At 64.3% G+C, this 25282-nt stretch carries 20 protein-coding genes; 5 read left to right on the top strand and 15 right to left on the bottom strand.

Translation table 11 applies throughout. From position 1 onward, the window contains the following. Positions 1-220: 220 nt before the first annotated feature. From gcsR to arcD (H0I86_RS23935), 6 genes are all read right to left on the bottom strand, one after another. Positions 221-1729, bottom strand: coding sequence for a transcriptional regulator GcsR (gene gcsR, locus H0I86_RS23960; RefSeq protein ID WP_180922424.1), 1509 nt, complete (start codon positions 1727-1729; stop codon positions 221-223). Positions 1730-1948: 219 nt separating this feature from the next. Continuing rightward, positions 1949-2311 carry a DUF5064 family protein gene (locus tag H0I86_RS23955; RefSeq protein WP_038576484.1) on the bottom strand — a complete coding sequence of 121 codons (363 nt, stop codon included), beginning with the start codon at positions 2309-2311 and terminating at the stop codon, positions 1949-1951. Between the two features lie 61 nt (positions 2312-2372). Next, complete coding sequence (gene arcC / locus H0I86_RS23950) at positions 2373-3302, bottom strand: carbamate kinase (RefSeq protein WP_180922423.1); 930 nt, start codon at positions 3300-3302, stop codon at positions 2373-2375. Positions 3303-3446: 144 nt separating this feature from the next. Further along, a complete protein-coding gene (locus tag H0I86_RS23945; protein ID WP_009050422.1) occupies positions 3447-4457 on the bottom strand; it encodes an ornithine carbamoyltransferase in 1011 nt (336 codons plus the stop codon). Between the two features lie 86 nt (positions 4458-4543). Next, complete coding sequence (arcA, locus tag H0I86_RS23940) at positions 4544-5800, bottom strand: arginine deiminase (protein WP_180922422.1); 1257 nt, start codon at positions 5798-5800, stop codon at positions 4544-4546. A 36-nt stretch (positions 5801-5836) separates the two neighbouring features. Continuing rightward, the gene (gene arcD, locus H0I86_RS23935; RefSeq protein ID WP_096375236.1) at positions 5837-7264 is read right to left on the bottom strand and encodes an arginine-ornithine antiporter; all 1428 of its coding nucleotides are present in this window, start codon (positions 7262-7264) and stop codon (positions 5837-5839) included. Between the two features lie 449 nt (positions 7265-7713). Between arcD (H0I86_RS23935) and arcD (H0I86_RS23930) the strand changes: the two genes are divergently transcribed. Further along, the gene (arcD, locus tag H0I86_RS23930; RefSeq protein WP_180922421.1) at positions 7714-9141 is read left to right on the top strand and encodes an arginine-ornithine antiporter; all 1428 of its coding nucleotides are present in this window, start codon (positions 7714-7716) and stop codon (positions 9139-9141) included. Next, entirely contained in the window at positions 9138-9995 is an 858-nt protein-coding gene (locus H0I86_RS23925; protein WP_180922420.1) for a DNA-3-methyladenine glycosylase family protein, read from the top strand. The genes arcD (H0I86_RS23930) and H0I86_RS23925 overlap by 4 nt, the downstream gene beginning before the upstream one ends. 184 nt (positions 9996-10179) lie before the next feature. Here the strand turns inward: H0I86_RS23925 and H0I86_RS23920 are convergent, their stop codons facing one another. From H0I86_RS23920 to gap, 9 genes are all read right to left on the bottom strand, one after another. Then, positions 10180-11529, bottom strand: a complete 1350-nt coding sequence (locus H0I86_RS23920; RefSeq protein WP_180922419.1) for a CoA transferase — start codon at positions 11527-11529, stop codon at positions 10180-10182. 180 nt (positions 11530-11709) lie between these two features. Beyond that, the gene (locus tag H0I86_RS23915) at positions 11710-13848 is read right to left on the bottom strand and encodes a methyl-accepting chemotaxis protein (RefSeq protein ID WP_180922418.1); all 2139 of its coding nucleotides are present in this window, start codon (positions 13846-13848) and stop codon (positions 11710-11712) included. Positions 13849-14067: 219 nt separating this feature from the next. After that, positions 14068-14469 (bottom strand): YbaN family protein, encoded by a 402-nt coding sequence (locus H0I86_RS23910; RefSeq protein ID WP_180922417.1) that lies wholly within the window; start codon positions 14467-14469, stop codon positions 14068-14070. 136 nt (positions 14470-14605) lie between these two features. Beyond that, positions 14606-15214: a biliverdin-producing heme oxygenase gene (locus H0I86_RS23905; protein WP_028683216.1), complete on the bottom strand. Its 609-nt coding sequence runs from the start codon at positions 15212-15214 to the stop codon at positions 14606-14608. A gap of 142 nt (positions 15215-15356) precedes the next feature. Further along, a complete protein-coding gene (locus H0I86_RS23900; protein ID WP_180922416.1) occupies positions 15357-17942 on the bottom strand; it encodes a TonB-dependent receptor in 2586 nt (861 codons plus the stop codon). 122 nt (positions 17943-18064) lie between these two features. Further along, positions 18065-19048, bottom strand: coding sequence for a FecR family protein (locus H0I86_RS23895; RefSeq protein ID WP_180922415.1), 984 nt, complete (start codon positions 19046-19048; stop codon positions 18065-18067). 103 nt (positions 19049-19151) lie between these two features. Beyond that, positions 19152-19670, bottom strand: a complete 519-nt coding sequence (locus H0I86_RS23890) for an RNA polymerase sigma factor (RefSeq protein ID WP_180922414.1) — start codon at positions 19668-19670, stop codon at positions 19152-19154. Between the two features lie 72 nt (positions 19671-19742). Continuing rightward, on the bottom strand, positions 19743-20207 hold the full coding sequence (locus tag H0I86_RS23885) for a methylglyoxal synthase (protein WP_180922413.1): 465 nt from the start codon (positions 20205-20207) through the stop codon (positions 19743-19745). Between the two features lie 129 nt (positions 20208-20336). Further along, positions 20337-21341, bottom strand: a complete 1005-nt coding sequence (gene gap / locus H0I86_RS23880) for a type I glyceraldehyde-3-phosphate dehydrogenase (RefSeq protein WP_180922412.1) — start codon at positions 21339-21341, stop codon at positions 20337-20339. 223 nt (positions 21342-21564) lie between these two features. On the opposite strand from gap, the gene edd reads away from it, so the two are divergent. The 3 genes from edd (at position 21565) to H0I86_RS23865 (ending at position 25262) form a co-directional block, all read left to right on the top strand. Beyond that, entirely contained in the window at positions 21565-23391 is a 1827-nt protein-coding gene (gene edd / locus H0I86_RS23875; protein WP_009045235.1) for a phosphogluconate dehydratase, read from the top strand. Further along, the gene (locus H0I86_RS23870) at positions 23388-24344 is read left to right on the top strand and encodes a glucokinase (protein WP_180922411.1); all 957 of its coding nucleotides are present in this window, start codon (positions 23388-23390) and stop codon (positions 24342-24344) included. Before edd ends, H0I86_RS23870 begins: the two co-directional genes overlap by 4 nt. Before the next feature lie 186 nt (positions 24345-24530). After that, positions 24531-25262, top strand: coding sequence for a response regulator (locus H0I86_RS23865; protein WP_007926317.1), 732 nt, complete (start codon positions 24531-24533; stop codon positions 25260-25262). The last annotated feature ends 20 nt before the right edge of the window (positions 25263-25282 follow it).

The raw sequence follows: 25282 nt of genomic DNA, 5'->3' as shown, positions 1-25282 counted from the left end.
TTGTTATTAATCAATGAGTTATGTGTTTTCGATGTTAGGCGAAAGCTGACGGCTGTAGCGAAATCGCTACAGTTGGAGGGGTAGGGAAAAGCCTATGGGGATCAAAGCCTTGCGTAGCGCCGATTACAATCGTCTGTAGCGATATCGTTCCACTGTAGCGCTTTCAGTACAGGTGGAGGTCGCTTTCAGATGCGGCTACAACATCAAAAGCCGCGGTGGCTCAGGGCTTGTTGGGGATGCCGTACTTGCGCAGGCGATGGGCGATGGCGGTGTGGGAGGTCTGCAGGCGGCTGGCCAGCTGGCGGGTCGAGGGGTAGTTGACGTACAGGCTTTCCAGCAGCGCCTTCTCGAACTCTTCGACGGCCTGTTCCAGGCTCTCGACTTCGGTGTCGTTCTGGCGCGCCACCGAGGTGCCGGCGATATCCAGGTCGCCGATGTCCACCAGGCTGCTTTCGCAGATCGCCGCCGCGCGGAAGATCACGTTCTGCAACTGGCGCACGTTGCCGGGCCAGCGGTTGCCCAGCAGCGCCGGATAGGTGCCGGGCGCCAGGCGGCAGACCGGGCGCTGGATCTGCGCGCAGGCCTGCTGCATGAAATAGCGCGCCAGCAGCAGGATGTCCTGGCCGCGCTCGCGCAGGGGCGGCACTTCCACATTCAGCACGTTGAGGCGATAGAACAGGTCTTCGCGAAAGCTGCCTTCGGTGACCATCTTTTCCAGATCGCGGTGGGTGGCGCTGAGGATCCGCACATTGACCTTGACCTCACGGTCGCCGCCGACCCGGCGAAAGCTGCCGTCGTTGAGAAAACGCAGCAGCTTGGCCTGTAAATAGGGCGACATTTCGCCGATCTCGTCGAGAAACACCGTGCCCTGGTTGGCCAGTTCCATCAGCCCCGGCTTGCCGCCGCGCTGGGCGCCGGTGAAGGCGCCGGGCGCATAGCCGAACAGCTCGCTTTCGGCGAGGTTCTCCGGCAAGGCGGCGCAGTTCAGCGCGAGAAAAGGCGCGCCGTGCCGCGCACTGATGGCGTGGCAGGCTCGCGCCACCAGCTCCTTGCCGGTCCCGGTTTCGCCCTGGATCAGCAGCGGCGCATCCAGCGCGGCGACGCGCTGGGCGCGGGCCTTGAGGGTGCGGATGGCCGGGGAATCGCCGAGCAGGGCATCGAAGCCTTCGGCATGGTCGTGGTGCAGGGCCGACAGGCGCTCGCCGATGCGATTGGGCTGATACAGGGTCAGCAGCGCACCGGCATCGGTGATCGGCGTGGCGTCCAGCAGCAGGGTCTGGCCGTTGAGGGTGATTTCCCGCAGGGGCAGGCGAAAGCCCTGTTCCAGCAGGGTTTCCAGCAGCGCCGGGTCGTCGAACAGTTCGGCCACGCTTTCCCCGGCCGGTTCGCGGCCATACAGGGCGATCAGCGCCGGGTTGGCCAGCAGCACCTTGCCGGCGCTGTCCAGGGCCAGCACCGGGTCGGTCATCGCCGCCAGCAGGGCATCGAGCTGCAAGTGGCGGCGCTGGCCGGGCAGGATGTCGACCACCGTCACCGCCTGCACGCCGCGCACGCTGAACAGCGCGTCGCGCAGCTCTTCCAGCACTTGTGGGCTGAGAGTCGGGGCGTCGATGTAGACGTTGGGCGGCACCATCTCCACCGCATCCAGGTTGAGGTTGCGCCCACCGAGCAGGGCCAGGACTTCCTGGGTGATACCGACGCGGTCGATAAAGCTGACGTGGATGCGCATGGGGCGGACAAGGGTTCTGGAAAACGGAGGGTGGCAAGTATGCCTTGGCGGACGCTGTTTGGTGAAATTCGCCGTGGCCACAGGCTTCTGAAGGCGCGAAGCTTGCTCGCGATGAACTCAAGGACGACGCGGCATGTCAGGCTTCCCGCGTCATCCTTGACGACCACCGCGGGCAAGCCTCGCTCCTGCAAGCAAGCGGGGCAGATGATGCCCGGGAGGTTATTCGAGGTGTTCGGGTTTGATAGGATCCCCGGATTTCACGTTCAACTGCACCCGCACGTCCTCGAACATCGCGTCGTAGTATTTGTGCAGCGAACCGATGCTGCTCAGCGCCTTGGGAATCCCGTATTTCTCGGCGATTTTCGTCACGTTGCTGGCGAAGTTGTATGCCTGGTCCTTGGGCAGGAAGAACGGTTCGTCGACCGCCTTGCCCTCAATCGTTCCGTGCATCTTGAACTGCATCCCCTTGCCTTCCTTGGGATCCTGCGCGACCTCGTAGTCGATACAGATGTTGTAGCTGACATCGTCCTTGTTCAGAGCGTGTCGTTCGATGTGCAAATGACCGGGTTCGAACTGGGCCATGGTTCTCTCCTTTCAAGACATGGGAGAGGTGCAGGCCGGGAGCCTGCACCCTGAATTTCTCTTATCGGTAGGTGATGCCTGGCTGGGCGGTGCTGATGCGCGTACCGGCCTTGCCCTGGACGATCGCTTCGATGTCCGAGAGTGAACCGATCACCGCGACTTTTCCAGTATGGCGGGCGAACTCGCAGGCTGCCTGGACCTTCGGTCCCATGGAGCCGGCGGCGAAGCCGAGCTTTTCCATTTCGTCCGGGTGCGCCTGGGCAATGGCTTTCTGCGACGGCTTGCCCCAGTCGATAAAGGCCGCGTTGACGTCGGTGGCGATCACCAGCAGATCGGCCTCCAACTGTTCGGCCAGCAGCGCCGAGCACAGGTCCTTGTCGATCACCGCCTCGATGCCCTTGAGCTTGCCGTCCTCACCGTACATGGTCGGGATGCCGCCACCGCCGGCGCAGATCACGATACTGCTCTTTTCCAGCAGCCATTTGATCGGGCGGATTTCAAAGATGCGCTTGGGTTTCGGGCTGGCCACCACGCGGCGGTACTTGTCGCCATCGGGGGCGATGGCCCAGCCTTTTTCCTTGGCCAGTTTTTCCGCCTCTTCCTTGCTGTAGACCGGACCGATGGGCTTGCTCGGGTTCTGGAACGCCGGGTCCTTGGCGTCGACCTCGACCTGGGTCAGCAGGGTGGCGAAGGGCACTTCGAAGTCCAGCAGGTTGCCCAGTTCCTGTTCGATGATGTAGCCGATCATGCCTTCGGTTTCGGCGCCGAGCACGTCCAGCGGGTAAGGCGACACCGAGGTGTAGGCCGCCGCCTGCAGCGACAGCAGGCCGACCTGCGGACCGTTGCCGTGGGCGATCACCAGCTGGTTGCCGGGATGGATCTTGGCGATCTGTTCGGTGGCGATCCGGATATTGGCGCGTTGATTGTCCGCGGTCATGGGTTCACCACGGCGGAGCAGGGCGTTGCCGCCCAATGCGACGACGATACGCATAATGCATTCCTTCCAGAATTCGGTGATCCCGTGGGCGCGTGGCTTGCTTGCGATGGTGCGGTGTCAGGTTCGACGCCATCGCGGGCAAGCTCGCGCCTACAGGTCGAGGGGCCGGCCGCCAGGCGATCGGCCCGGTCATCGTGGTTACAGGTCGGCCAGGGTCGAGACCAGGATCGCCTTGATGGTGTGCATGCGGTTTTCCGCTTGCTCGAAGGCGATGCAGGCCGGCGACTCGAACACGTCGTCGGTCACTTCGATGCCGTTGGCCAGGTGCGGATACTGCTCGGCGATCTGCTTGCCGACCTTGGTATCGCTGTTGTGGAACGCCGGCAGGCAGTGCATGAACTTGGTCCGTGGGTTGCCGGTGGCCTTCATCAGCTCGGCGTTGACCTGGTACGGCAGCAGTTGCTGGATGCGTTCGGCCCAGGCTTCCACCGGCTCGCCCATCGATACCCAGACGTCGGTGTGGATGAAGTCGACGCCCTTGACCGCGGCTTTCGGGTCTTCGGTCAGGGTGATGCGGGCGCCGCTTTCTTCCGCGTACTTCTTGCAGCGGCTGACCAGGTCGTCATGGGGCCACAGGGCCTTTGGCGCGCAGATGCGCACGTCCATGCCGAGCTTGGCGCCCACCAGCAGCAGCGAGTTGCCCATGTTGTTGCGGGCGTCGCCCAGGTAGGCGTAGCTGATGTCGTGGATCGGCTTGTCGGCGTGCTCACGCATGGTCAGCACGTCGGCGATCATCTGGGTCGGGTGGTATTCGTCGGTCAGGCCGTTGAACACCGGCACCCCGGCGAATTTTGCCAGTTCTTCGACGATTTCCTGCTTGAAGCCGCGGTACTCGATGGCGTCGTACATGCGCCCGAGCACGCGGGCGGTGTCCTTCATGCTTTCCTTGTGGCCGATCTGCGACGAGTTCGGGTCGATGTAGGTGACGTTGGCGCCCTGGTCATAGGCGGCTACCTCGAAGGCGCAGCGGGTACGGGTCGAGGTTTTCTCGAAGATCAGGGCGATGTTGTTGCCCTTGAGGTGCTGCTGCTCGGTGCCGGTGTACTTGGCGCGCTTGAGGTCGCGGGACAGGTCGAGCAGGTAGCGCAGCTCACGTGCGGTGTGGTGCTCGAGGCTCAGCAGATTACGGTTGTGGATATTGAAAGCCATGATGGATCTCCTTTGATTTCGGTCGTCCACTTGCCGAGGCCCTTCGTGGGGGCAACGGCAAGCTGCTATGTCGGAATAAGAGGCGCTTAGTAATCGATCGGGTCGCGGATGATCGGGCAGGTCATGCAGTGGCCGCCGCCACGGCCGCGACCGAGTTCACTGGCGCTGATGGTGATCACTTCCACGCCGGCCTTGCGCAGCAGGGTGTTGGTGTAGGTGTTGCGGTCATAGCCGATGACCACGCCCGGTTCCAGGGCCACCACGTTGTTGCCGTCGTCCCACTGCTCGCGTTCTGCGGCGAAGCTGTTGCCGCCGGTCTCCACCACGCGCAGTTGCTTGAGATTGAGGGATTCGGCTACCACTTCGATGAACGATTTGTTCTCCCGTCGCACGTCCATGCCATAGGGCTTGCTGGCGTCGGGACGGATGACGAACGGCACGATTTCCTTGACCACTTCCGGGAAGACCGTGACCAGGTCGCGGTCGCAAAAGCTGAACACAGTGTCCAGGTGCATCGCCGCGCGGGATTTCGGCAGACCGGCGACCACGACTTTTTCTACCGCGCCCTTGGCGAACAGGGATTGCGCAAGCTGGCCGATGGCCTGGCGCGAGGTCCGCTCGCCCATGCCGATCAACACCACGCCATTGCCGATCGGCATGACGTCACCGCCCTCGAGGGTGGCCTGGCCGTGATCCTTGTCCGGGTCGCCGTACCAGATCTCGAAGTCGGCGTGGGTGAACTCGGGGTGGAATTTATAGATGGCGCTGGCCAGCAGGGTTTCCTGGCGCCGGGCCGGCCAGTACATCGGGTTGAGCGTCACGCCGCCGTAGATCCAGCAGGTGGTGTCGCGGGTGAACTGGGTGTTGGGCAGCGGCGGCAGCAGGAAGCTGGAGTGGCCCAGGTAGTCGCGGTACATCTTGATCACGCTGGCGCCTTCGCTTTCCGGCAGGTCCTCGCCGGCCACGCCGCCGATCAGGAACTCGGCCAGCTTGCGCGGCTCCAGGCTTTCGAGCCAGCTGCGCACTTCGTTGGTCAGGCCGACGCCGACGGTGTCGGGGGTGATCTTGCGATCCAGAATCCATTTCAGGGCTTCGGGGTTCTGCACCGTATCGGTCAGCAGGTTGTGCATTTCCAGGACCTCGATCCCACGCTCGCGCATTTTGGTGACGAAGTCGAAATGGTCGCGCTTGGCCTGGTTGACCCAGATCACATCATCGAACAGCAGTTCATCGCAGTTGTTCGGGGTCAGCCGCTGATGGGCCAGGCCTGGGGAGCAAACCATGACTTTGCGCAGTTTGCCGGCTTCGGAATGGACGCCGTACTTAACTTTTTCCGTGGTCATTACAGTGATCCTCCAGAGGTAGAAACAATCGTGCGGTTACAGGGTCAGGAAGCCGTCGTAGAGCCCGTAGGCGGCTACCAGGGCGCCTATGACCACTGCGGCGAAAATCAGCTTCTCGACGTTGGTGAAAATCGGTTTGCCCAGCTCCAGCTTGGCCTTGGCGAACAGGATCGCGCCGGGGGCGTAGAGCAGGGCGGAGAGCAGCAGGTACTTGACCCCGCCGGCGTACAGCAGCCAGATCGCGTAGAGCAGGGCGATGCCCCCGATCAACAGGTCTTTCTTGCGCTCGGCCAGGGCCGCTTCGTAGGTTTCGCTGCGCACCGCCAGCAGCACGGCGTAGGCCGCCGACCACAGGTAGGGCACCAGGATCATCGAGGTGGCGAGGTAGATCAGCGACAGGTAGGTGCTGGCCGAGAACAGGGTGATGACCAGGAAGATCTGGACCATGGCGTTGGTCAGCCACAGGGCGTTGACCGGCACATGGTTGGCGTTCTCCTTGCGCAGGAACTCCGGCATGGTGTGGTCCTTGGCCGCGGCGAACATGATCTCCGCGCACAGCAGCACCCACGACAGCAGCGCCCCCAGCAGCGAGATGATCAGGCCGACGCTGATCAGCACCGCGCCCCAGTGGCCGACCACATGCTCCAGCACCGCCGCCATCGACGGATTCTGCAGCTTCGCCAGTTCCGGCTGGGTCATGATGCCCAGCGACAGCACGTTCACCAGCACCAGGAACAGCAGCACGGTGATGAAGCCGATCACGGTGGCCTTGCCCACATCCGAGCGTTTTTCCGCGCGGGAGGAGAAGATGCTCGCGCCTTCGATACCGATGAACACCCAGACGGTGACCAGCATCATGTTGCGCACCTGGTTCATCACGCTGCCCAGGTCGGGGTTCTTCATGCCCCAGATGTCCGCGGTGAAGATGTCCAGCTTGAAGGCGAACAGGGCGATCAGCACGAACAGCAGCAGCGGCACCACCTTGGCGACCGTGGTCACCAGGTTGATGAAGGCCGCCTCCTTGATCCCGCGCAGCACCAGAAAGTGCACGGCCCACAGCAAGACCGAGGCGCCGATTACCGCGGCCGGTGTGTTGCCCTCGCCGAAGATCGGGAAGAAGTAGCCCAGGGTGCTGAACAGCAGCACGAAGTAGCCGACGTTGCCCAACCAGGCGCTGATCCAGTAGCCCCAGGCCGAAGAAAAGCCCATGTAGTCGCCGAAGCCGGCCTTGGCATAGGCGTAGACACCGCCGTCCAGATCAGGCTTGCGATTGGCCAGGGTTTGAAACACGAAAGCCAACGTCAACATACCGACAGCGGTAATAGCCCAGCCAATAAGAACAGCACCTACATCGGCACTTGCCGCCATGTTTTGTGGCAAGGAAAAGATCCCGCCGCCAATCATCGAGCCGACTACCAAGGCGACTAACGCACCAAGTCGTAGTTTTCCGGGAGTGTCAGACATTGCGTGACTCCGTTGCAGGAGAAGAGAGACGTCAGAGTAAATCTGCGAGCAATCCGAACAGCTGATTTAGATCAGGTCATCGCTACATTCCATTGTGAATGAATGACTTAAGCTGTCTTTGCGGAAACCGGTGGGAAGCCTGGAAGCACCATTCCATAAGGCCTGCGGGCACTTGATGAAAGCTCTTCTCATTGGCGCCAGATTGAAGCTAGTCCGCTTTCCAGAATGCGCAACTAGTTAGAAAGTTATAAGGCTGCCCGGCGCGTTGATGGCGTTTAGGCGCTATGCATAATAAAAACCGCAGGTATTCAATATGTTCTGATCCTCGTCATGTCGACTGCACCACAAAAGATTAATAATTGACTCTTTTAGTCCGTTGCCAGTCTGTGGAAGTTATTTAATTTCATATAGTTTGTTGTCGGACAATTGGACTGGATGCAGAGGTAGGCATGCCACAAACCACGCAAAAACTGCGGCTCGGCGCCCTGATCGCCCTGGTGGTGGGTTCGATGATTGGCGGCGGGATCTTTTCCTTGCCGCAGAACATGGCGGCCCGGGCCGACGCCGGGGCGATCCTCATCGGTTGGGCGATCACCGCCGTGGGCATGCTGACCCTGGCCTTCGTCTTCCAGACCCTGGCCAACCGCAAGCCCGAACTCGACTCCGGGGTGTATGCCTACGCCAAGGCCGGCTTCGGCGACTACATGGGCTTTTCTTCGGCCTGGGGCTACTGGATCAGCGCTTGGCTGGGCAACGTCGGCTACTTCGTGCTGCTGTTCAGCACCCTGGGTTATTTCTTTCCGGTGTTTGGCCAGGGCAACACCCCGGTGGCCATCGCCTGTGCCTCGCTGTTGCTGTGGGCCGTGCATTTCCTGGTGCTGCGCGGGATCAAGGAAGCGGCCTTCATCAACCAGCTGACCACCGTGGCCAAGATCGTGCCGCTGGTGATGTTCATCGTGATTGCCGCGGTGGCGTTCAAGGCGGACATTTTCACCCGCGACATCTGGGGCCGCGGCAACCCGAACTTCGGCGGGGTGATGGACCAAGTGCGCAACATGATGCTGGTCACGGTCTTCGTGTTCATCGGCATCGAAGGCGCCAGCGTCTATTCGGCCCGGGCCGAGAAGCGCGCGGACGTCGGCCGGGCCACGGTGATCGGTTTTATCGGGGTGCTGGCCCTGCTGGTGCTGGTCAACGTGCTGTCCCTGGGCATCATGAGCCAGCCGGAGCTGGCGACCTTGCAGAACCCGTCGCTGGCAGCGGTGCTGGAGCACATCGTCGGTTCCTGGGGCGCGTTGCTGATCAGCATCGGCCTGGCGGTTTCCCTGCTCGGTGCCTTGCTGTCGTGGGCGCTGCTGTGTGCCGAAATCCTGTTCGCCACCGCCCGCGACCGGACCATGCCGGCCTTCCTGAAGAAGGAAAACGCCAACCATGTGCCGGTCAATGCCCTGTGGCTGACCAACAGCATGATCCAGGTGTTCCTGCTGATCACCCTGTTCTCCGCCGGGACCTACACCAGCCTGATCTACCTCGCGTCGTCGATGATCCTGGTGCCTTACCTGTGGTCGGCGGCCTACGCGGTGCTGCTCAGTGGCCGTGGCGAAACCTACGAACATGCCTCGGCCGAGCGCATGAAAGACCTGTGCATCGGTGGCGTGGCCCTGTGTTATGCGGTGTGGCTGTTGTACGCCGGCGGGGTCAAATACCTGCTGTTGTCGGCCCTGCTGTATGCCCCCGGGGTGATCCTGTTCGCCAAGGCCAAGCACGAGCAGGGCGAGCCGTTGTTCACCAGCATCGAGAAGGGCATTTTCGCCTGTGTGGTCGCGGGTGCCGGCCTGGCCGCCTATGGCCTGTACAGCGGTGTGCTGTCACTGTGAGGCTCGCTTACCAGCCGCCCTATGACTGGCCGGCGATGCTGGGGTTTCTCCGGGCGCGGGCCATCGTCGGGCTGGAAACCGTCAGCGGTGACCGCTATTCGCGCAGCATCAGCCTCGATGGCGTGCACGGCTGGTTCAGCGTGGGCCCGGGCGACAGCGATGCGCTGGCCCTGACCCTGGACTTTCCCGACCCGCAAGCCCACGCGCGGATCGTTGCGCGCATCCGCCGGCTGCTGGACCTGGACACCGACCTGGCGCCGATTCACCGGCAACTGTCCGTCGACCCGCTGATGGCCCGTTTGAGCGCCTTGCGACCGGGGCTGCGCGTGCCCGGCGCCTGGGACGGTTTCGAGCTGGCGGTGCGTGCGGTGCTGGGGCAGCAGATCACGGTGGTGGCGGCTATCCGCCTGGCGGGCAAGCTGGTGGCGCAATATGGCCAGCCATTGAGCTGCCTGGGCGCGCCAGCGGGGTTGAGCCATGTGTTTCCCGAGCCGGGGCGAATGGCGGGCGCCGACCTGGCAAGCCTGGGCATGCCGCGCAGCCGGGGGCGAACCCTGTCCGGCGTGGCTCAGGCGCTGCTCGACGATCCGCAGCTGTTTGCCCCCAAGGCCAGCCTCGAACAGAGCCTGTCCGCTTTGCGGGCGCTATGGGGCGTTGGCGACTGGACCGCGCATTACGTGGCCCTGCGCCAGTTCCGCGAGGCGGATGCCTTCCCCGCGGCCGACGTGGGCCTGCTCAATGCCCTGGCGGCGCTCGAAGGCGGACCGGTCAGCGCCAGCCAGTTGCTGGCCCGCGCCGAGGCCTGGCGGCCATGGCGCGGTTACGCGGCGCAGCATTTGTGGACTGCTTTGTAATCCCCCCGCACCTGTAGCCGCTGCCGAGCCTGCGAGGCTGCGATCGGCCGCGAAGCGGCCGTAAATCAGGCCGCGCGTTACGTCATTCATACCGCGTGCGCAGGGTTGGCGAGGACTGCGTCGGAATGCCGCCCACCTCGATCGCAGCCTCGCAGGCTCGGCAGCGGCTACAGGGCTACGAGCATTACCATTTCGGGCGATGGGCGCCCAGGTCGCTGGCGGGGTAGGCCCATTGCAGGGGCGTGCCGCTGATCTGCAAGGGTACTTGCAGGCGATGGGCCGGGCCCCAGGAGGTCTGCTCCACCAGCAATCCCTGATCGTCCTGGTCTTCGGCGCGCAAGGCGGGCTCGGCGTTGCCATGGGCGTGCTCGATCAACAGCTTGGCGGTCCGCGCCAGCGACAGCCGTGCGCTGCCGACGGCCCCGGTTTTCAGTCGTTCGTTCAGGGTGCGAATCGCGGCGGCGGCCATCAGGTAGCCGGTGGCGTGGTCCAGGGCCTGCACCGGCAGCGGTACCGGTTTATCGGCCTGCTGCCAGCGCTGGCCGGCCTCGGCAATGCCGCTGCTCATCTGCACCAGGCTGTCGAAGCCGCGACGGTTCTGCCAGGGGCCGCTCCAGCCATAGGCGTTCAGGCACACGTCGATCAGCCCCGGGGCGAGGCGCTGGCGCTCGGCCGCACCGTAGCCGAGGCGTTCCAGGGCATCGGCGCGGTAGCCGTGCAGCAGCAGGTCGGCTTCCCCCAGCAGGCCTTCGAAGACCTGGCGATCGGCGGCATCGTGCAGGTTCAGGCGGGCGCAGCGTTTGCCCAGGGTGACTTCCGGGACCACGCCGGGCTCGTTCCACTCCGGCGGGTCGATGCGCAGCACGTCGGCGCCCAGCCCGGCCAGAAAGCGGCTGGCGATGGGGCCGGCCAGCACCCGGGTCAGGTCCAGCACCTTGATTCCGGCCAGGGGGCGTGACAGCGATCCGCGCCAGGGCTGCACGGCGTCTGCACCTTGCTTCAAGTAATGCACCAGGGGCTCGGCATTCACGGCCTGCCCCTGGGGATGGGCTTGCCACTCGGCCCAGCTGCGCATTTCGGCGGCGCAGCCGCCTGCCTCGACCACCGCCTGCTCCAGGTCGCTCTTGTTCCACTGCGCAACCTTGGCGGCCATGGCCGGACGGTCCGCGACCCGGCCGAGCACCTGTTCGGCCGCCTGGCGATGATGGGGCGCGTTGGTGTGCAGGCGAATCCAGCCGTCCTGGGTGGCGTAGTCGCCGGCGACCGGGTCCCACAGTGGCGGCACGCTCCAGCCGAGCGGCCGCAGGGAGGTGGCGAACCAGAAGGAGGCCAGGCGTCGGTCGACGCTCAGGGCGGGCATGCGCCCGGTCTGGCTGAACAGCAGCCCGGCCACAGCCTGCCCGGCCGCGGCGATGCTGGCGCTGGCCAGTTCGGTCACGGCGAAGGCCGAGGGCAGGGCGCCGCTCGAGGTCAAGGCAATCGGGGTAAGAGGCAAGCCAAGCGCGGCTTGAACAGACGACAGCACATCGGTCATTGCAGGCCCTCCGCAAGAGAGGGGGCAGCATAAATCAAAAAAGTGAAGTGCCGCAGCCCTGACTACCTGTAGAAGCGAAGCTTGCTCGCGATCAAGCGCAGAGCGCCGCATTCAGCCAGTGAGTGCGCGTCATCCTTGACGACCGTCGCGGGCAAGCTTCGCTCCTGCAGAGGCATGGGCTCAAACGCGGAACTGGTCCATCAGCTTCATCTGCTGGGTGGTCAGGGCGTTGAGCTGGCTGCTGACCTGGGCCGATTCGGTGGCCTGCTCGGTGAGGGATTCGGTCACGCTGCGGATCGCCGAGACGTTGCGGTTGACCTCTTCGGCCACCGCGCTCTGCTGTTCGGCGGCGCTGGCGATCTGCAGGTTCATGTCACTGATCACCGTGACCGCGTCGCTGATCTTGCCCAGGGCCTGCACCGCTTGCTGGATCTGCCCGGCGTTGCTCTGGGCCTGGGCCTGGCTCGAATGCATGGTCGCCACCACGCCCCGGGTGCCGCTCTGGATGCGCTCGATCACCACGCGGATCTCTTCCACCGAATCCTGGGTGCGCTTGGCCAGGTTGCGCACCTCGTCGGCGACCACCGCGAAGCCGCGGCCGCTTTCCCCGGCGCGCGCTGCCTCGATGGCGGCGTTGAGGGCCAGCAGGTTGGTCTGTTCGGCAATGCTGCGGATCACTTCCAGCACCGAGCCGATCTGTTCGCTGTTGACCGCCAGGGCCTCGACCTCGGCCACCGCCTTGCTGACTTCCTCGGCCAGGGTACTGATGTCGCGGGTGCTGCGTTCGATGATGGTCATGCCGTCCTTGGCCGACTGGTCGGCGCCACGGGCGGCATTGGCGGCGTTCGAGGCACTGTTGGCGACGTCGTGGGCGGTGGCGCTCATTTCGTTGGAAGCGGTGGCCACCTGGTCGATTTCGCGGAACTGCACCTGCATGCCTTCGCTGGTCTGGCGGGCGATCTCCGAGGATTGGTCGGCGGTGCCGCGGGCGTCGGTGATGCTCTGCTTGATCTGCGCGATGGTCGGTTGCAGCTTGTCGAGGAAGCGGTTGAACCAGCCGACCAGCTCGCCCAGTTCGTCTTGCTTGCTGTACTTCAGGCGTTGGGTCAGGTCGCCGTCGCCACTGGCGATTTCCTTGAGCATCTGCGCGACGCTGTTGATCGGCCGGGTCACGCCGGAGGCGGTCAGCCAGATCAGCAGCAGACCGATCACGCCGGCGACCGCCGCCACCAGCAGGGATACCAGGGTGCCCTGGGCCTGGGCGTCGTCGAGCACGCTCTGGAGTTTCACAGTGTCGGCCAGCAGCACCTGCTCCGGCAGATCGATCACCACGCCCCAGGGACGGGCGTCGGCGATCGGGCTGACCGGATACACGGCGCGGATCAGGTCGCCCTGCTTGAGGATTTTCGGGGTATTGCCGGTCAGCAGTTGCAGCACATCCTTGCCTTCGGCGCCGAGGGTGTCGGCGATGCCTTTGCCGACCTTGGCCGCATCGTTGCTGTAGGCGGCGAGGATGCCGCTGCCGGCGACGATCAGCATGTGCCCGGCACCGTCGAACAGTCCGCGCTGGGACTCGGCGGCCGCGGCCTGCAGGGCATCCAGGGCGATGTCCACGCCGACCACGCCTATGACTTTGCCGTCGACGATCAGCGGCAGGGAAATGGTGGTCATCAGCATCAGCTTGCCGCCCACGGTGTCGGCGTACGGGTCGAGCAGGCAGGTGCGCTTGCTGTCGCGCGGGCAGGTGTACCAGCTGTTGTAGGGGGTGCCGCTGACGCTCAGGGTGGTCTTGTTCATGTCCTCTTCGACCATCACCGTGTTCAGCCCGGTGCCGGCGGCACGGCTCCAGTAGCTGGCGAAGCGCCCGGCTTCGTTGGAGGCATGGCCGGCGTCGTTGGCGAACTCGCTGTCCTTGCCGTCGAGGGCGTTGGGCTCGTAGGCGAGCCAGATGCCCAGCACCTTGGTGTTGCGTTCGAAGGCGGTTTTCAGGCTGCGGTTGAGTTCTTCGCGCAACGTCGCGGCGTCCAGTGAACGCTTGCCGGCCATGGTCCGCAGGTCGTTGATCTGGTCGGCCAGGGCGGTGATCACCAGCAGGCTCTCGCCAAAGGTTTTCTGCACCCGCACCGCCTGCTCGGCGGCCCGGGCCTGCAGCAGGTTCTGCACGCTGTCGGTAAGCATTCGCGAACTGGAACTGCTGACCAACTGATCGTTCTGGTTGGTCTGGTAGATGTTCATCCCGACGATCAGGCCCACCACGCCGAGCAGGCAGAGTCCGGACAACAGCACGATTTTCAGGCGAATGGACAGAGAGTCGAACATGGGGCGATCTCGCGAATGGACGGGTGGTGAGCGGTGAGTCGGATGACTCCGGTCGCCAAGTCCATTCAGCGCCATGCCCGGAACATCGGCTTGGGCGGCATTTGCCTGAGAAAAAACCGACGAGCGGTCATGTGTTTGACATAAACAGGGAGGGGGGAGGTTTCGCCGGAGGGCATGTCGCGAGCAACCGAGCGTCGACCGGCTGCTCTTGCCGAGGAATCAGGAGACCTGGGCCAGAGCCTCCGGGCGCGACCAGATCCACAGGTTGCCCAGGCCCATGCCGGCCAGCGCCAGGTACATAGTCCAGTGATGAGTGAGCAGGCTCAGCATCAGGCCGGCGCACAGCAACATGCTGACGGTGGCGCTGATCTTGGCCCGGCGGCTGACGATCCGGCCGTTGCGCCAGTTGCTCAGGATGGGGCCGAACAGTCGGTGGTTTTCCATCCAGGCGCTCAGGCGTGGCGAGCTTTTGGTCGCGGCCCAGGCGGCGAGGAGCACGAACTCGGTGGTCGGCAGGCCGGGGACGACGATGGCGATCAGGCCGATGGCCAGGCTGACGTAAGCCAGGCAACCGAAGAACAGGCGGGAGGCCTTGGACGGGGATCGGGTTGGGCCGGTCATGGGTTCGATGATGAGGTGACGAGCATGGGGCTCAATCCACAAAGGGTGGGAAAAACGGCTGGCGCCAGCACGTGCGTTCCTGTAGCGGGCGTGAGTCTACGCCTTCAATGCAGGAACGAGCGCGCCGGCGAAAAAATCAGGCCAGTTCAGGCGCCGTGTCGTAGGCCTTTTCCAGCAGCACGGTAAAGCGATTGAAGGCATCCAGCGCGCCTTTTTCCGCCGCGGCTTCTTCTTCGGCGCTGAATGCCAGGCCGTCGAGGGTGCGGGTGAAGGATTTCCAGCCTTCGGCGCGACCGCCGGCCGGCTCGCCCAAGTGCCGGGCGCCGAAGGTTTCGCCGAGGCCCAGGCCCACCGCGCGCTTGATCAGGAATGCCGCGCCCAGCTTGGAGCCTTCGGAGACGAACAGCCAGCCCAGGGCTTCGGCTTTGCTCGGGTTCTGCACCGCGCCCGCCACCGGGGCCGGGACTTCGGTCTCCAGGTCCGCCAGGTCGGCCTTGGCCGCTTCGGCGCGGCAACGCTCCGCCAGGTCCGGGACGATGGCGATCAGCGCCGGGTCGTTGTAGAGGGCGACCAGTTCGGACTGGAACAGGTACTGGGCGACGACGAAGCGGGCAAAGCTGCTGGCGCTTTCGAACGGCGCGTGGGCCTTGACCAGGGCGTCGAGCCTGGCATGGGGTTCGTGGGTGATCTGGTTCAGGCGCTGGGAGCGCAGGCTCGGGCGCTGTGGGGAATCCTGGGTGGTCATGACAATGTCCTTGGTAAATGAACTACTGAAAACGAGAGCTGCTTGAAATGAGAAGCACTTGCTAACTAGACGAACAAGAAGACGCGGCACAGTAAAAAATCCTCACTGCGCCCCATCGAAAAGCCCAGTGAGGTAGACCGGATCAGATGTCCCAGATCAGGTTGACCGCGAAGTTACGACCCGGCTGGGTCAGGCGGTCGAGGTTGGCCGGGCTCAGCACTGCGGCTTCGCCGACGCTGTCGTAGCCGCGCACGTCGTCCCACAGCCAGTACTTCTTGTCGGCCAGGTTGTAGATGCCGGCGCTGACGGTGACGTCGTCGCTGACCTTGTAGAAGCCGGTCAGGTCGAGCACGCCGTAGCCCGGGGTCTTGAACTGGCTGCTGGTGCCATCCGGGGTCTTGAAGCTGCTGCTGTCGACGCGGTCTTTCTTCTTGACCAGGGTCCAGCTGAGCAGGGCGCCGTAGTGGTCCTGGTCGTAGCCCAGGCCGAACACGCCGGTCAACGGGTTGATCGCGTTCAAGGGTTCGCCGGTGTCATTGTTGCGACCGTAGGCGTAGGCCACCGAACCCTGGGTGTACAGGCCCTGCGGCGCGCCCAGGGCGTCGAGGTTGAGCCGGCCTTTGACTTCCACGCCCTTGATGGTGGCGTGCTTGATGTTGTTGCTCTGGAACGTCAACTCGTCGTAGCCCGGGGTTACGGCGTCTTCGTTGATGAAGTCGCGGTATTTGTTATAGAACACCGCCACGTCGAAGTTGCCGGACTCGAAGTTGCCGCGCAGGCCGGTTTCATAGCTCTGGCTTTTCTCCGGCTTGAGGTTCGAGTTCGGCGCCACGCGGTAGCCCGTGGTGGTGTTTTCGAAGCGGCCATACAGCGCCTTGGCGGTCGGGGTGCGGAAACCCTCGGCGTACTGGCCGTACCAGGTGTACTGGTCGGTCAGGGCGTAGGTCAGGCCGAACTTGGGCGATACCCGGTGCCAGGTCTTGTTCTGGTCGCTCACTTCACCCTGGCCATCGGCGGCCACGGTGTTGAGGAACTCCTGGGTGATGTGCGGCTTGAGCTGGGTGTAGTCGTAGCGCAGGCCCGGCAGGAAGGTCCATTTGTTCCAGCTGATCTGGTCCTGGGCGAACAGGCTGTAGGTGTTGATGGTCGGGTCCGGGAAGTCGCTGGACTTCTTCAGCACGTCGGATGGGCTGATGGCGCCGACCGCCGTGCAACCACGACCGACCGCCAGGCAGGTACCGCTGCCGCTGCGCGAGCCGGTGACCTTCTCCTGCTTGAGGGTGGTGCCGTAGGTCAGCAGGTGCTCGGTTTCGCCGATGGCGAAGGCCTTGTCGGCCTGGGCGTCGAAGACCCACTGCTTCTCTTCATAGAGGGTTTCACGGCTGCGCATGACGTTGCGGGTGAATGGGAAGTAGTTTTCCAGGGTGCTCTGGTCGGTCTTGGCGATCTGGTAGTTCAGGTTCCACTTCACGTGGTCGGCCAGCAGGCTATCGAGGGCGAAGCGGTTGTCCAGGCCGAAGCGTTCGCGGGTGATGGTGTCGTTACCGGTGCGCGAGCGGTACATGCCCAGCGGCTGGCCGGCGTTGAACGGGCCGCCCACGGCGCTTTTCTGGTTGGTGTCGCGGTCGTCCTTGTACTTCTCGTAGGTCAGGCCCAGGCGTGCGTCGTCGGCATAGTTCCAGCCGGCCTTGGCCAGCACGTTGGTGGTGCGCACGTCTTCCGGGTTGGCGGCGGTACGCGCCAGGCCGGTGCCGTTGTTGCTGCCATAGGAGTCGGTTTCGTGGCCGTCGCGCTGGCTGAAGTGCAGCAGGCCGTCGAACTGACCGCTGCGCCCGGCCATCGTGGCGGACTTCAGCCAGCTGTCGTCGGCCGAGCTGTAGCCGGTCTTCAGGCGGGCGCCGACGTCTTTGCCTGGCCTGATGATGTCGTCCGGGTCGAGGGTGAAGTAGCTGACCGCGCCGCCGATGGCGTTGCTGCCGTACAACACCGAGGCCGGGCCGCGGAGGATCTCCACGCGCTTGACGATCTCCGGATCGACGTAGTTGCGCTGGGTCTTGGCATAGGGGCCGTTGAAGAAACCGTTGGGAATCTCCACACCGTCGACCTGGGTCAGGATGCGGTCGCCGTCGATGCCGCGGATGTTGTAGCCGCTGATGCCACCACGCTGGCCGGCACCGCCGACCGAAACGCCCGGCTCGTAGCGCACCAGTTGCTTGATGGTGTTGACGTTGTTGCGGTCCAGGTCCTGGCGGTCATGCACGGTCACGGTGCTGGGCACGCTGTTGACGTCCTGCTCCTGGCGCGTGGCGCTGATGGTCACCTGTTGCAGGTTCAGGGCGCCGCCGCTGGCGCGCTTCTCCAGGACGATGTTGTTGGCGCCCAGCTTGCGGTAGCTCAGGTTGGTGCCCATCAGCAGGCGGTCCAGGGCTTTTTCCGGCGGCAGCGAGCCGCGTACGCCCGGGGAAGCGATGCCTTCGCCCAGTTCCGCCGGCAGGCCGACCTGCCAGCCGGTGACGGCGCTAAAGGCGTTCAGCGCCGACACCAGCGGCTGCTGGTCGATGGCGAAGCTGTAGTCGCCCATGTTGCGTGTCGGCTGGGTGGCAGTGGCGGCCATGACCGGCGTGGCCCCGGCCAGCAGGATGGCGGCGGTCAGCAGGGACAGCGTGCAGTTCTGCAGGCGGGCCTGGCGGGAAGATGAAGAGGACCGGCTGTTGAGGCGAGAGGACATCGATAGCGCTCCGTGTCGCACGAATCTTTATAGGTGCTGATTCGGCATATTTAATGCGAATCAATTGCATTGGCTATAACGAGACGAACGACCGACAGCGATCGCGTAAAAATAAATGCGTTCTAGTTGAGAATTACTAGCGCAGGAAACTCCTGCAGGCGCGCCGAGGTGATGTGAGCCAGGGAGCGCACCACGTCCAGCGGCTGGTCGAGGCGGTAGTTACCGGTGACCGCGACATCGGCCAGGCGCTCGTTGTTGTTGACGATCCAGCCCGGGTAATACCGGCGCAACTCGGCCAGCACCTGGTTCAGCGGGCAGTTCTCGAACACCAGCCGGCCCTGGACCCAGGCCAGGTCCTTGTCGAGGTCGAGCTTGGCCGGGCGGTCGAAACCGTTGGGGCCGATGCGGATGCTTTCGCCGGCCGACAGGCGCACCCGGGCATCGTCGTGGGTAGCGCGCAGGTCGACATCGCCACGCTGTACCCGCACCTGGGCCACGCCGTCCAGGTAACGCACGGCGAAGGCGGTGTCGCGCACGCTGGCGCGTACCGGGCCGGCGTCGAGTTCCAGCGGCTGGCCGCGGCTGGCGGGGATCTCGAAGAAGGCTTCGCCCTGGTACAGGCGAGCCACGCGCTGGCGCTCGTCGATGGTGCTGGAGAAGGCCGAATTGGTGTTGAGCAGGACTTTCGAGCCGTCCTCCAGTTGCAGGCGCTGGCGCTCGCCGACCACGGTCAGGTGGTCGGCCTGCAGCCGCAGTGGCAGGTTGCTGAAGCTGAACAGGCCGAGGATCAGCACCGCCGCGACCGCCAAGGGCCGCCAGTGCGGACGCAAGCGCGACAGCGTGCTGACCTTGGGTTTTTGCCTGTCCAGGTTTTGCGCGCAGCGCACCACTTGCGGACCGTTCCAGATCGCCTGGGCCTTGTCGAAGGCTGCGCTGTGCAGGGGCGAGGCGTTCAGCCAGTGGTGGAATTGCCGGGTCTGCTCAGGGCTCGGGTTCTCCAGCAGGATCAGCCAGTCCAGGGCCTGGTCCATGGCCTGATCCGCGGCGCAGGGGGTGGATGTTTCCTCGTCCTGGGCGGTTGGCTGGGTGCGGTGGATGTCCGTCACGGGTGTTCCTCGGCTGTGTCTGTGCACGGCTGTTTTTTAGATGGAGAGCGCAGGGCGGTCAAGGGTAGCAAAGGGCTGCGGCTGGCGCCCGTCCGGCTGGGCCTCAATGACCGTTCAAGCGCTCGGCGACGCCGATGCAGATGGCCATGATCAGCTTCAGTTCCTTTTGCACGGTGCTCTGGGAGACCTCGAGCTTCTGGGCGATCTCCAGGTAGCTGTGGCCGTGCAGGCGGCTGAGGATGAAGATCTGCTGTTGGCGCCGGCTGAGTTGGGCAAGGCTCATGTTCAGGCGTTCCAGCAATTGTTCGGCATGGGCGGCATCCTCGGCGCTGCTCAGGGGCGCGGCCACGCTTTCGACCACGTCCAGCGGCACGTCTTCGAGCAGGGTACGGGCCTGGATGCGGCGCGCGCGCAGGTGGTCGAGCGCCAGGTTGCGGGCGGTCTGGAAGACGAAGGGTTCGAGGTGGTCGATGGCCCGTTCACTCAGGGCCCGGGTCACGCGCAGGTAGGTTTCCTGCAACAGGTCCTCGGCGGTGCTGGGGTTGTTGACCATCCGATCCAGCGTGCGCAGCAGCGAAACGCGCTGGGTGAGAAAGACGTGATTGAAGCGGGATTGGCTCACAACAGGACCTGGCTGATTTTTCAGCAGATGATAATGCTTATCATCTGCGTCGACGGTCAAGTCCTGAGTGAATCATCGACGCCCTGAGAGGTACGCCGGGTAGTCCGGAATCCGGTAGCGGTGCGCCTGCTCCATCAGCGGGCTGCTGAGCAGGTAGTCGGCGCTGCATTCGTTGCAGGCCACGGGAATGTTCCAGACCGCCGCGACCCGTAGCAGGGCCTTGATGTCCGGATCGTGGGGCTGAGGTTCGAAGGGGTCCCAGAAGAACACCAGCATGTCCACCCGCTGCTCGGCGATTCGCGCGCCGAGCTGCTGGTCGCCGCCCAGGGGGCCGCTGATCATGCTTTCCACCGGCAGGCCCAGGCGCTGGTGCAGCAACTGGCCGGTGGTGCCGGTGGCCAGCAGATCATGCTCGGCGAGCTTGTCTTTCTGCCGCTCGGCCCAGTCCAGGAGGAAACTCTTGCAATGGTCGTGGGCCACCAGGGCGATGCGCTTGCGCGCCGCCATGCTGGCCTGGGTGAAGCTGATACCGATCATCGGTGGCGGCTCCTGGAGGGAGGAAATCTGCAGGAGCTGCCGAGGCTGCGATCTTTGCGCGCTTGAACCTCGAATGTGAAGATCAAAAGATCGCAGCCTGCGGCAGCTCCCGCGTCGCAGGCCGTGGGCTTACTCGGCGCTGCACAGGGCCAGGCAGTTATCCAGCATGCGGTTGGAGAAGCCCCACTCGTTGTCGTACCAGGCCAGTACCTTGAGCAGCTTGCCGCCGCTGACCTTGGTGTGATTGGCGTCGAAGATCGACGACAGCGGGTTGTGGTTGAAGTCGCTGGAGACCAACGGCAGGCTGTTGTAGCCCAGGATCTTCGAGTGCTGGCTGGCGCTCTTGAGCAGGGCGTTGACCTCCTCGGCGGTGGTGTTGCGCTTGAGCTGCACGGTCAGGTCAACCAGCGATACGTTGATCACCGGCACCCGCACCGCCATGCCGGTCAGCTTGCCCGCCAGTTCCGGCAGCACCAGGCCCACGGCTTCGGCCGCGCCGGTCTTGCTCGGGATCATGTTCTGGGTGGCCGAACGGGCGCGGTACGGATCGCTGTGGTAGACGTCGGTCAGGTTCTGGTCGTTGGTGTAGGCGTGGATGGTGGTCATCAGCCCGCTTTCGATGCCCAGCTCGCGGTTCAGCACCTGGGCCACCGGCGCCAGGCAGTTGGTGGTGCACGAAGCGTTGGAAATGATCTGGTGCGACTGGCGCAGAATGTCGTGGTTCACGCCATACACCACGGTGGCGTCGGCGCCTTTGGCCGGGGCGGAAATGATCACTTTGCGGGCGCCGGCGCTGATATGGGCGGCGGCCTTGGCACGGTCGGTGAACAGACCGGTGCATTCGAATACCACGTCGATCTTCTCGGCGGCCCAGGGCAGTTCGGCCGGATTGCGGATGGCGCTGACGGCGATCCGGTCGCCGTTGACGGTCAGGCTTTCCTGATCGTGCTGCACGTCGGCATCGAAGGTGCCGTGGACGGTATCGTATTTGAGCAGGTGGGCATTGATCGAACTATCACCCAGATCGTTGATGGCGACGATCTGCAGATCCTGGCGATAGCCTTGGGTATAAAGTGCGCGCAGGACGTTGCGGCCGATGCGGCCAAAACCATTGATTGCGATTCGTAGAGTCATTAGAAAAGCGCCTGCCGTAGTTTTGTTGTTGGAATTACAAGATTATTCGCAAAAAAATAGAAAACAAGCCTTTTTGGTGGCAATATTTTGTTTTATCTACAACGAGTGACCTGAATCAACTGGTCCAAATGGTCAAGAAACCCTCTGCCATCCCCTTTGCCGCGGGCGTTTTGACCAGCATAGACAAACAGGTCGCCACATCCGTTAGCCTGGAGTTCTACACATGCATCCCCGCGTTCTTGAGGTCACCGAACGGCTTGTCGCCCGCAGTCGCGCCACTCGCGAGGCTTACCTCGCCCTGATCCGCGGCGCCGCCAGCGATGGCCCGCAACGGGGCAAGCTGCAGTGTGCGAACTTCGCCCACGGCGTTGCCGGCTGCGGCTCGGAAGACAAGCACAGCCTGCGCATGATGAATGCCGCCAACGTGGCGATTGTTTCGTCATATAACGACATGCTCTCGGCGCACCAGCCGTACGAGCACTTTCCCGAACAGATCAAGAAGGCCCTGCGCGAGATGGGCTCGGTCGGCCAGTTCGCCGGCGGCACCCCCGCCATGTGCGATGGCGTGACCCAGGGCGAGGCCGGCATGGAGCTGAGCCTGCCGAGCCGCGAAGTGATCGCGCTGTCCACCGCGGTGGCCTTGTCCCACAACATGTTCGACGCCGCGCTGATGCTCGGCATCTGCGACAAGATCGTCCCGGGCTTGATGATGGGCGCGTTGCGCTTCGGCCACCTGCCGACCATCTTCGTCCCGGGCGGGCCGATGCCGTCGGGCATTTCCAACAAGGAAAAGGCCGACGTGCGCCAGCGTTACGCCGAAGGCAAGGCGACCCGCGAAGAGTTGCTGGAATCGGAGATGAAGTCCTACCACAGCCCTGGTACCTGCACCTTCTACGGCACCGCCAACACCAACCAGTTGCTGATGGAAGTCATGGGCCTGCACTTGCCGGGCGCGTCCTTCGTCAACCCCTACACGCCATTGCGCGACGCCCTGACCCATGAGGCGGCGCAGCAGGTCACCCGCTTGACCAAGCAGAGCGGCAACTTCACGCCGATCGGCGAGATCGTCGACGAGCGTTCGCTGGTCAACTCCATCGTTGCCCTGCACGCCACCGGCGGTTCGACCAACCACACCCTGCACATGCCGGCGATTGCCCAGGCCGCGGGCATCCAGCTGACCTGGCAGGACATGGCCGACCTGTCCGAGGTGGTGCCGACCCTGTCCCACGTCTATCCGAACGGCAAGGCCGACATCAACCACTTCCAGGCGGCGGGCGGCATGGCGTTCCTGATTCGCGAGCTGCTGGAGGCCGGCCTGCTCCACGAAGACGTCAACACCGTGGCCGGCCGTGGCCTGAGCCGCTACACCCAGGAGCCGTTCCTGGACAACGGCAAGCTGGTATGGCGCGACGGCCCGATCGAAAGCCTCGACGAAAACATCCTGCGCCCGGTGGCCCGCGCGTTCTCGCCGGAAGGCGGCTTGCGGGTGATGGAAGGCAACCTCGGTCGCGGGGTGATGAAAGTCTCCGCCGTGGCGCTGCAGCACCAGATCGTCGAAGCGCCGGCGGTGGTGTTCCAGGACCAGCAGGACCTGGCCGATGCGTTCAAGGCCGGTGAGCTGGAAAAAGACTTCGTGGCGGTGATGCGCTTCCAGGGCCCGCGCTCCAACGGCATGCCGGAACTGCACAAGATGACGCCGTTCCTCGGCGTGTTGCAGGACCGTGGCTTCAAGGTCGCGCTGGTCACCGACGGGCGCATGTCCGGGGCCTCGGGCAAGATCCCGGCGGCGATCCACGTCAGCCCGGAAGCCCAGGTCGGCGGTGCGCTGGCGCGGGTGCGCGACGGCGACATCATTCGCGTGGATGGCGTAAAGGGCACGCTGGAGCTTAAGGTAGACGCCGACGAGTTCGCCGCCCGTGAGCCGGCCAAGGGCCTGCTGGGTAACAACGTCGGCAGCGGCCGCGAATTGTTCGGTTTCATGCGCATGGCCTTCAGCTCGGCGGAGCAGGGCGCCAGCGCCTTTACCTCTGCCCTGGAGAACCTTAAGTGAAGCTAGCGCTGGTCGGTGACATTGGTGGAACCAATGCGCGTTTTGCGTTGTGGAAAGACCAGCGCCTGGAGTCGATCCAGGTGCTGGCGACGGCGGACCACGCCAGCCCGGAAGAAGCCATCGGTGTATACCTGGGCGACCTCGGCCTGGCGCCGGGTTCGATCGGCGCGGTGTGCCTGTCGGTGGCCGGCCCGGTCGGCGGCGACGAATTTCGTTTTACCAACAACCACTGGCGCCTGAGCCGCAAGGCTTTCTGCCAGACCTTGCAGGTCGATGAGCTGCTGCTGGTCAATGACTTCTCGGCCATGGCCCTGGGCATGACCCGCCTGCAACCGGGCGAGTTCCGCGTGGTCTGCGAAGGCACCGCCGAGCCGCTGCGCCCGGCGGTGGTGATCGGACCGGGCACCGGCCTGGGCGTCGGCACGCTGCTGGACCTGGGCGAAGGCCGCTGGGCCGCCTTGCCGGGCGAGGGCGGGCATGTCGACCTGCCGTTGAGCAGCCTGCGGGAAACCCAGTTGTGGCAGCACCTCTACAGTGAGATCGGTCATGTCAGCGCCGAGACCGCGCTCAGCGGCGGCGGCTTGCCCCGGGTCTATCGGGCGATCTGCGCGATGGACGGGCATGAGCCGGTGCTCGACACCCCGGAAGCCATCACCGCGGCGGGCCTGGCCGGCGACCCCATCGCCCTGGAAGTGCTCGAGCAGTTCTGCTGCTGGCTGGGCCGGGTGGCGGGCAACAACGTGCTGACCACCGGTGCGCGCGGTGGCGTGTACATCGTCGGCGGGGTGATCCCGCGGTTCGCCGACTTTTTCGTCGAAAGCGGTTTCGCCCGTTGTTTTGCCGACAAGGGCTGCATGAGCGATTACTTCAAGGGCATTCCGGTATGGCTGGTGACGGCGCCGTACTCGGGCCTGACCGGCGCCGGGGTGGCGCTGGAACAGGCGTTTGCCTGATCCAGTTCTACCTCTGTAGCCGCTGCCGAGCCTGCGAGGCTGCGATCGACCGCGAAGCGGGCGCGGGGATCAGCGATCGCTGAAGGCCTTGCGGGCTCGGCAGTGGCTACAGAGCCTTGGTATCTACGTTTTGTTGATCGGTAAGGCATAATTCGGCCCCATTCATAACAACAAAGGACGGCCCGCGTGAGTTCAGTCAGTAAGTCGATCTTGTTGGTTGATGACGATCAGGAAATCCGCGAGCTGCTGGAGACCTACCTCAGTCGCGCCGGCTTCCAGGTCCGCAGCACGCCCAACGGCGCCGGTTTTCGCCAGGCGCTGAACGAGGCGCCGAGCGACCTGGTGATTCTGGATGTGATGCTGCCGGACGAAGACGGCTTCAGCCTGTGCCGTTGGATCCGCCAGCACCCGCGGGTCGGCCAGGTGCCGATCATCATGCTTACCGCCAGCTCCGACGAAGCCGATCGGGTCATCGGCCTGGAACTCGGTGCCGACGACTACCTGGGCAAACCCTTCAGCCCCCGCGAATTGCAGGCGCGGATCAAGGCCCTGTTGCGCCGCGCGCAGTTCGGCCAGGAACGCGCCGGCGGCGAGGTGCTGTGCTTCGACGAGTGGCGCCTGGACATGGTCAGCCACCGCCTGTTCCACAATGACGGCGAGGAAGTGATCCTCTCTGGCGCCGACTTCGCCCTGCTCAAGCTGTTCCTCGATCACCCCCAGGAAATCCTCGACCGCGACACCATCGGCAATGCCACCCGCGGGCGCGAACTGATGCCCCTGGATCGTATCGTCGACATGGCGGTCAGCCGCCTGCGCCAACGCCTGCGCGACACCGAGAAGCCGCCGCGGCTGATCCGCACCGTGCGCGGCAGCGGTTATCAATTGGCAGCCAATGTGGTTGCCGGCAATGCTCACTGAGTGGCCGCGCAAGCTGCTGG

The sequence above is a fragment of the Pseudomonas chlororaphis subsp. aurantiaca genome, assembly GCF_013466605.1.
Classification (GTDB): domain Bacteria; phylum Pseudomonadota; class Gammaproteobacteria; order Pseudomonadales; family Pseudomonadaceae; genus Aquipseudomonas; species Aquipseudomonas chlororaphis_I.
This window is presented reverse-complemented; position numbering and strand designations above follow the sequence as displayed.

Excerpts from the sequence above, each read along its gene's own strand:
- H0I86_RS23955 (WP_038576484.1), bottom strand. The coding sequence starts at position 2,311 with ATGGCCCAGTTCGAACCCGGTCATTTGCACATCGAACGACACGCTCTG.
- arcA (WP_180922422.1), bottom strand. The coding sequence starts at position 5,800 with ATGACCACGGAAAAAGTTAAGTACGGCGTCCATTCCGAAGCCGGCAAA.
- H0I86_RS23885 (WP_180922413.1), bottom strand. The coding sequence starts at position 20,207 with ATGATCGGTATCAGCTTCACCCAGGCCAGCATGGCGGCGCGCAAGCGC.
- gcsR (WP_180922424.1), bottom strand. The coding sequence starts at position 1,729 with ATGCGCATCCACGTCAGCTTTATCGACCGCGTCGGTATCACCCAGGAA.
- arcD (WP_180922421.1), top strand. The coding sequence starts at position 7,714 with ATGCCACAAACCACGCAAAAACTGCGGCTCGGCGCCCTGATCGCCCTG.
- H0I86_RS23900 (WP_180922416.1), bottom strand. The coding sequence starts at position 17,942 with ATGTCCTCTCGCCTCAACAGCCGGTCCTCTTCATCTTCCCGCCAGGCC.
- H0I86_RS23905 (WP_028683216.1), bottom strand. The coding sequence starts at position 15,214 with ATGACCACCCAGGATTCCCCACAGCGCCCGAGCCTGCGCTCCCAGCGC.
- arcD (WP_096375236.1), bottom strand. The coding sequence starts at position 7,264 with ATGTCTGACACTCCCGGAAAACTACGACTTGGTGCGTTAGTCGCCTTG.
- gap (WP_180922412.1), bottom strand. The coding sequence starts at position 21,341 with ATGACTCTACGAATCGCAATCAATGGTTTTGGCCGCATCGGCCGCAAC.
- arcC (WP_180922423.1), bottom strand. The coding sequence starts at position 3,302 with ATGCGTATCGTCGTCGCATTGGGCGGCAACGCCCTGCTCCGCCGTGGT.
- H0I86_RS23915 (WP_180922418.1), bottom strand. The coding sequence starts at position 13,848 with ATGTTCGACTCTCTGTCCATTCGCCTGAAAATCGTGCTGTTGTCCGGA.
- edd (WP_009045235.1), top strand. The coding sequence starts at position 21,565 with ATGCATCCCCGCGTTCTTGAGGTCACCGAACGGCTTGTCGCCCGCAGT.
- H0I86_RS23945 (WP_009050422.1), bottom strand. The coding sequence starts at position 4,457 with ATGGCTTTCAATATCCACAACCGTAATCTGCTGAGCCTCGAGCACCAC.
- H0I86_RS23920 (WP_180922419.1), bottom strand. The coding sequence starts at position 11,529 with ATGACCGATGTGCTGTCGTCTGTTCAAGCCGCGCTTGGCTTGCCTCTT.
- H0I86_RS23910 (WP_180922417.1), bottom strand. The coding sequence starts at position 14,469 with ATGACCGGCCCAACCCGATCCCCGTCCAAGGCCTCCCGCCTGTTCTTC.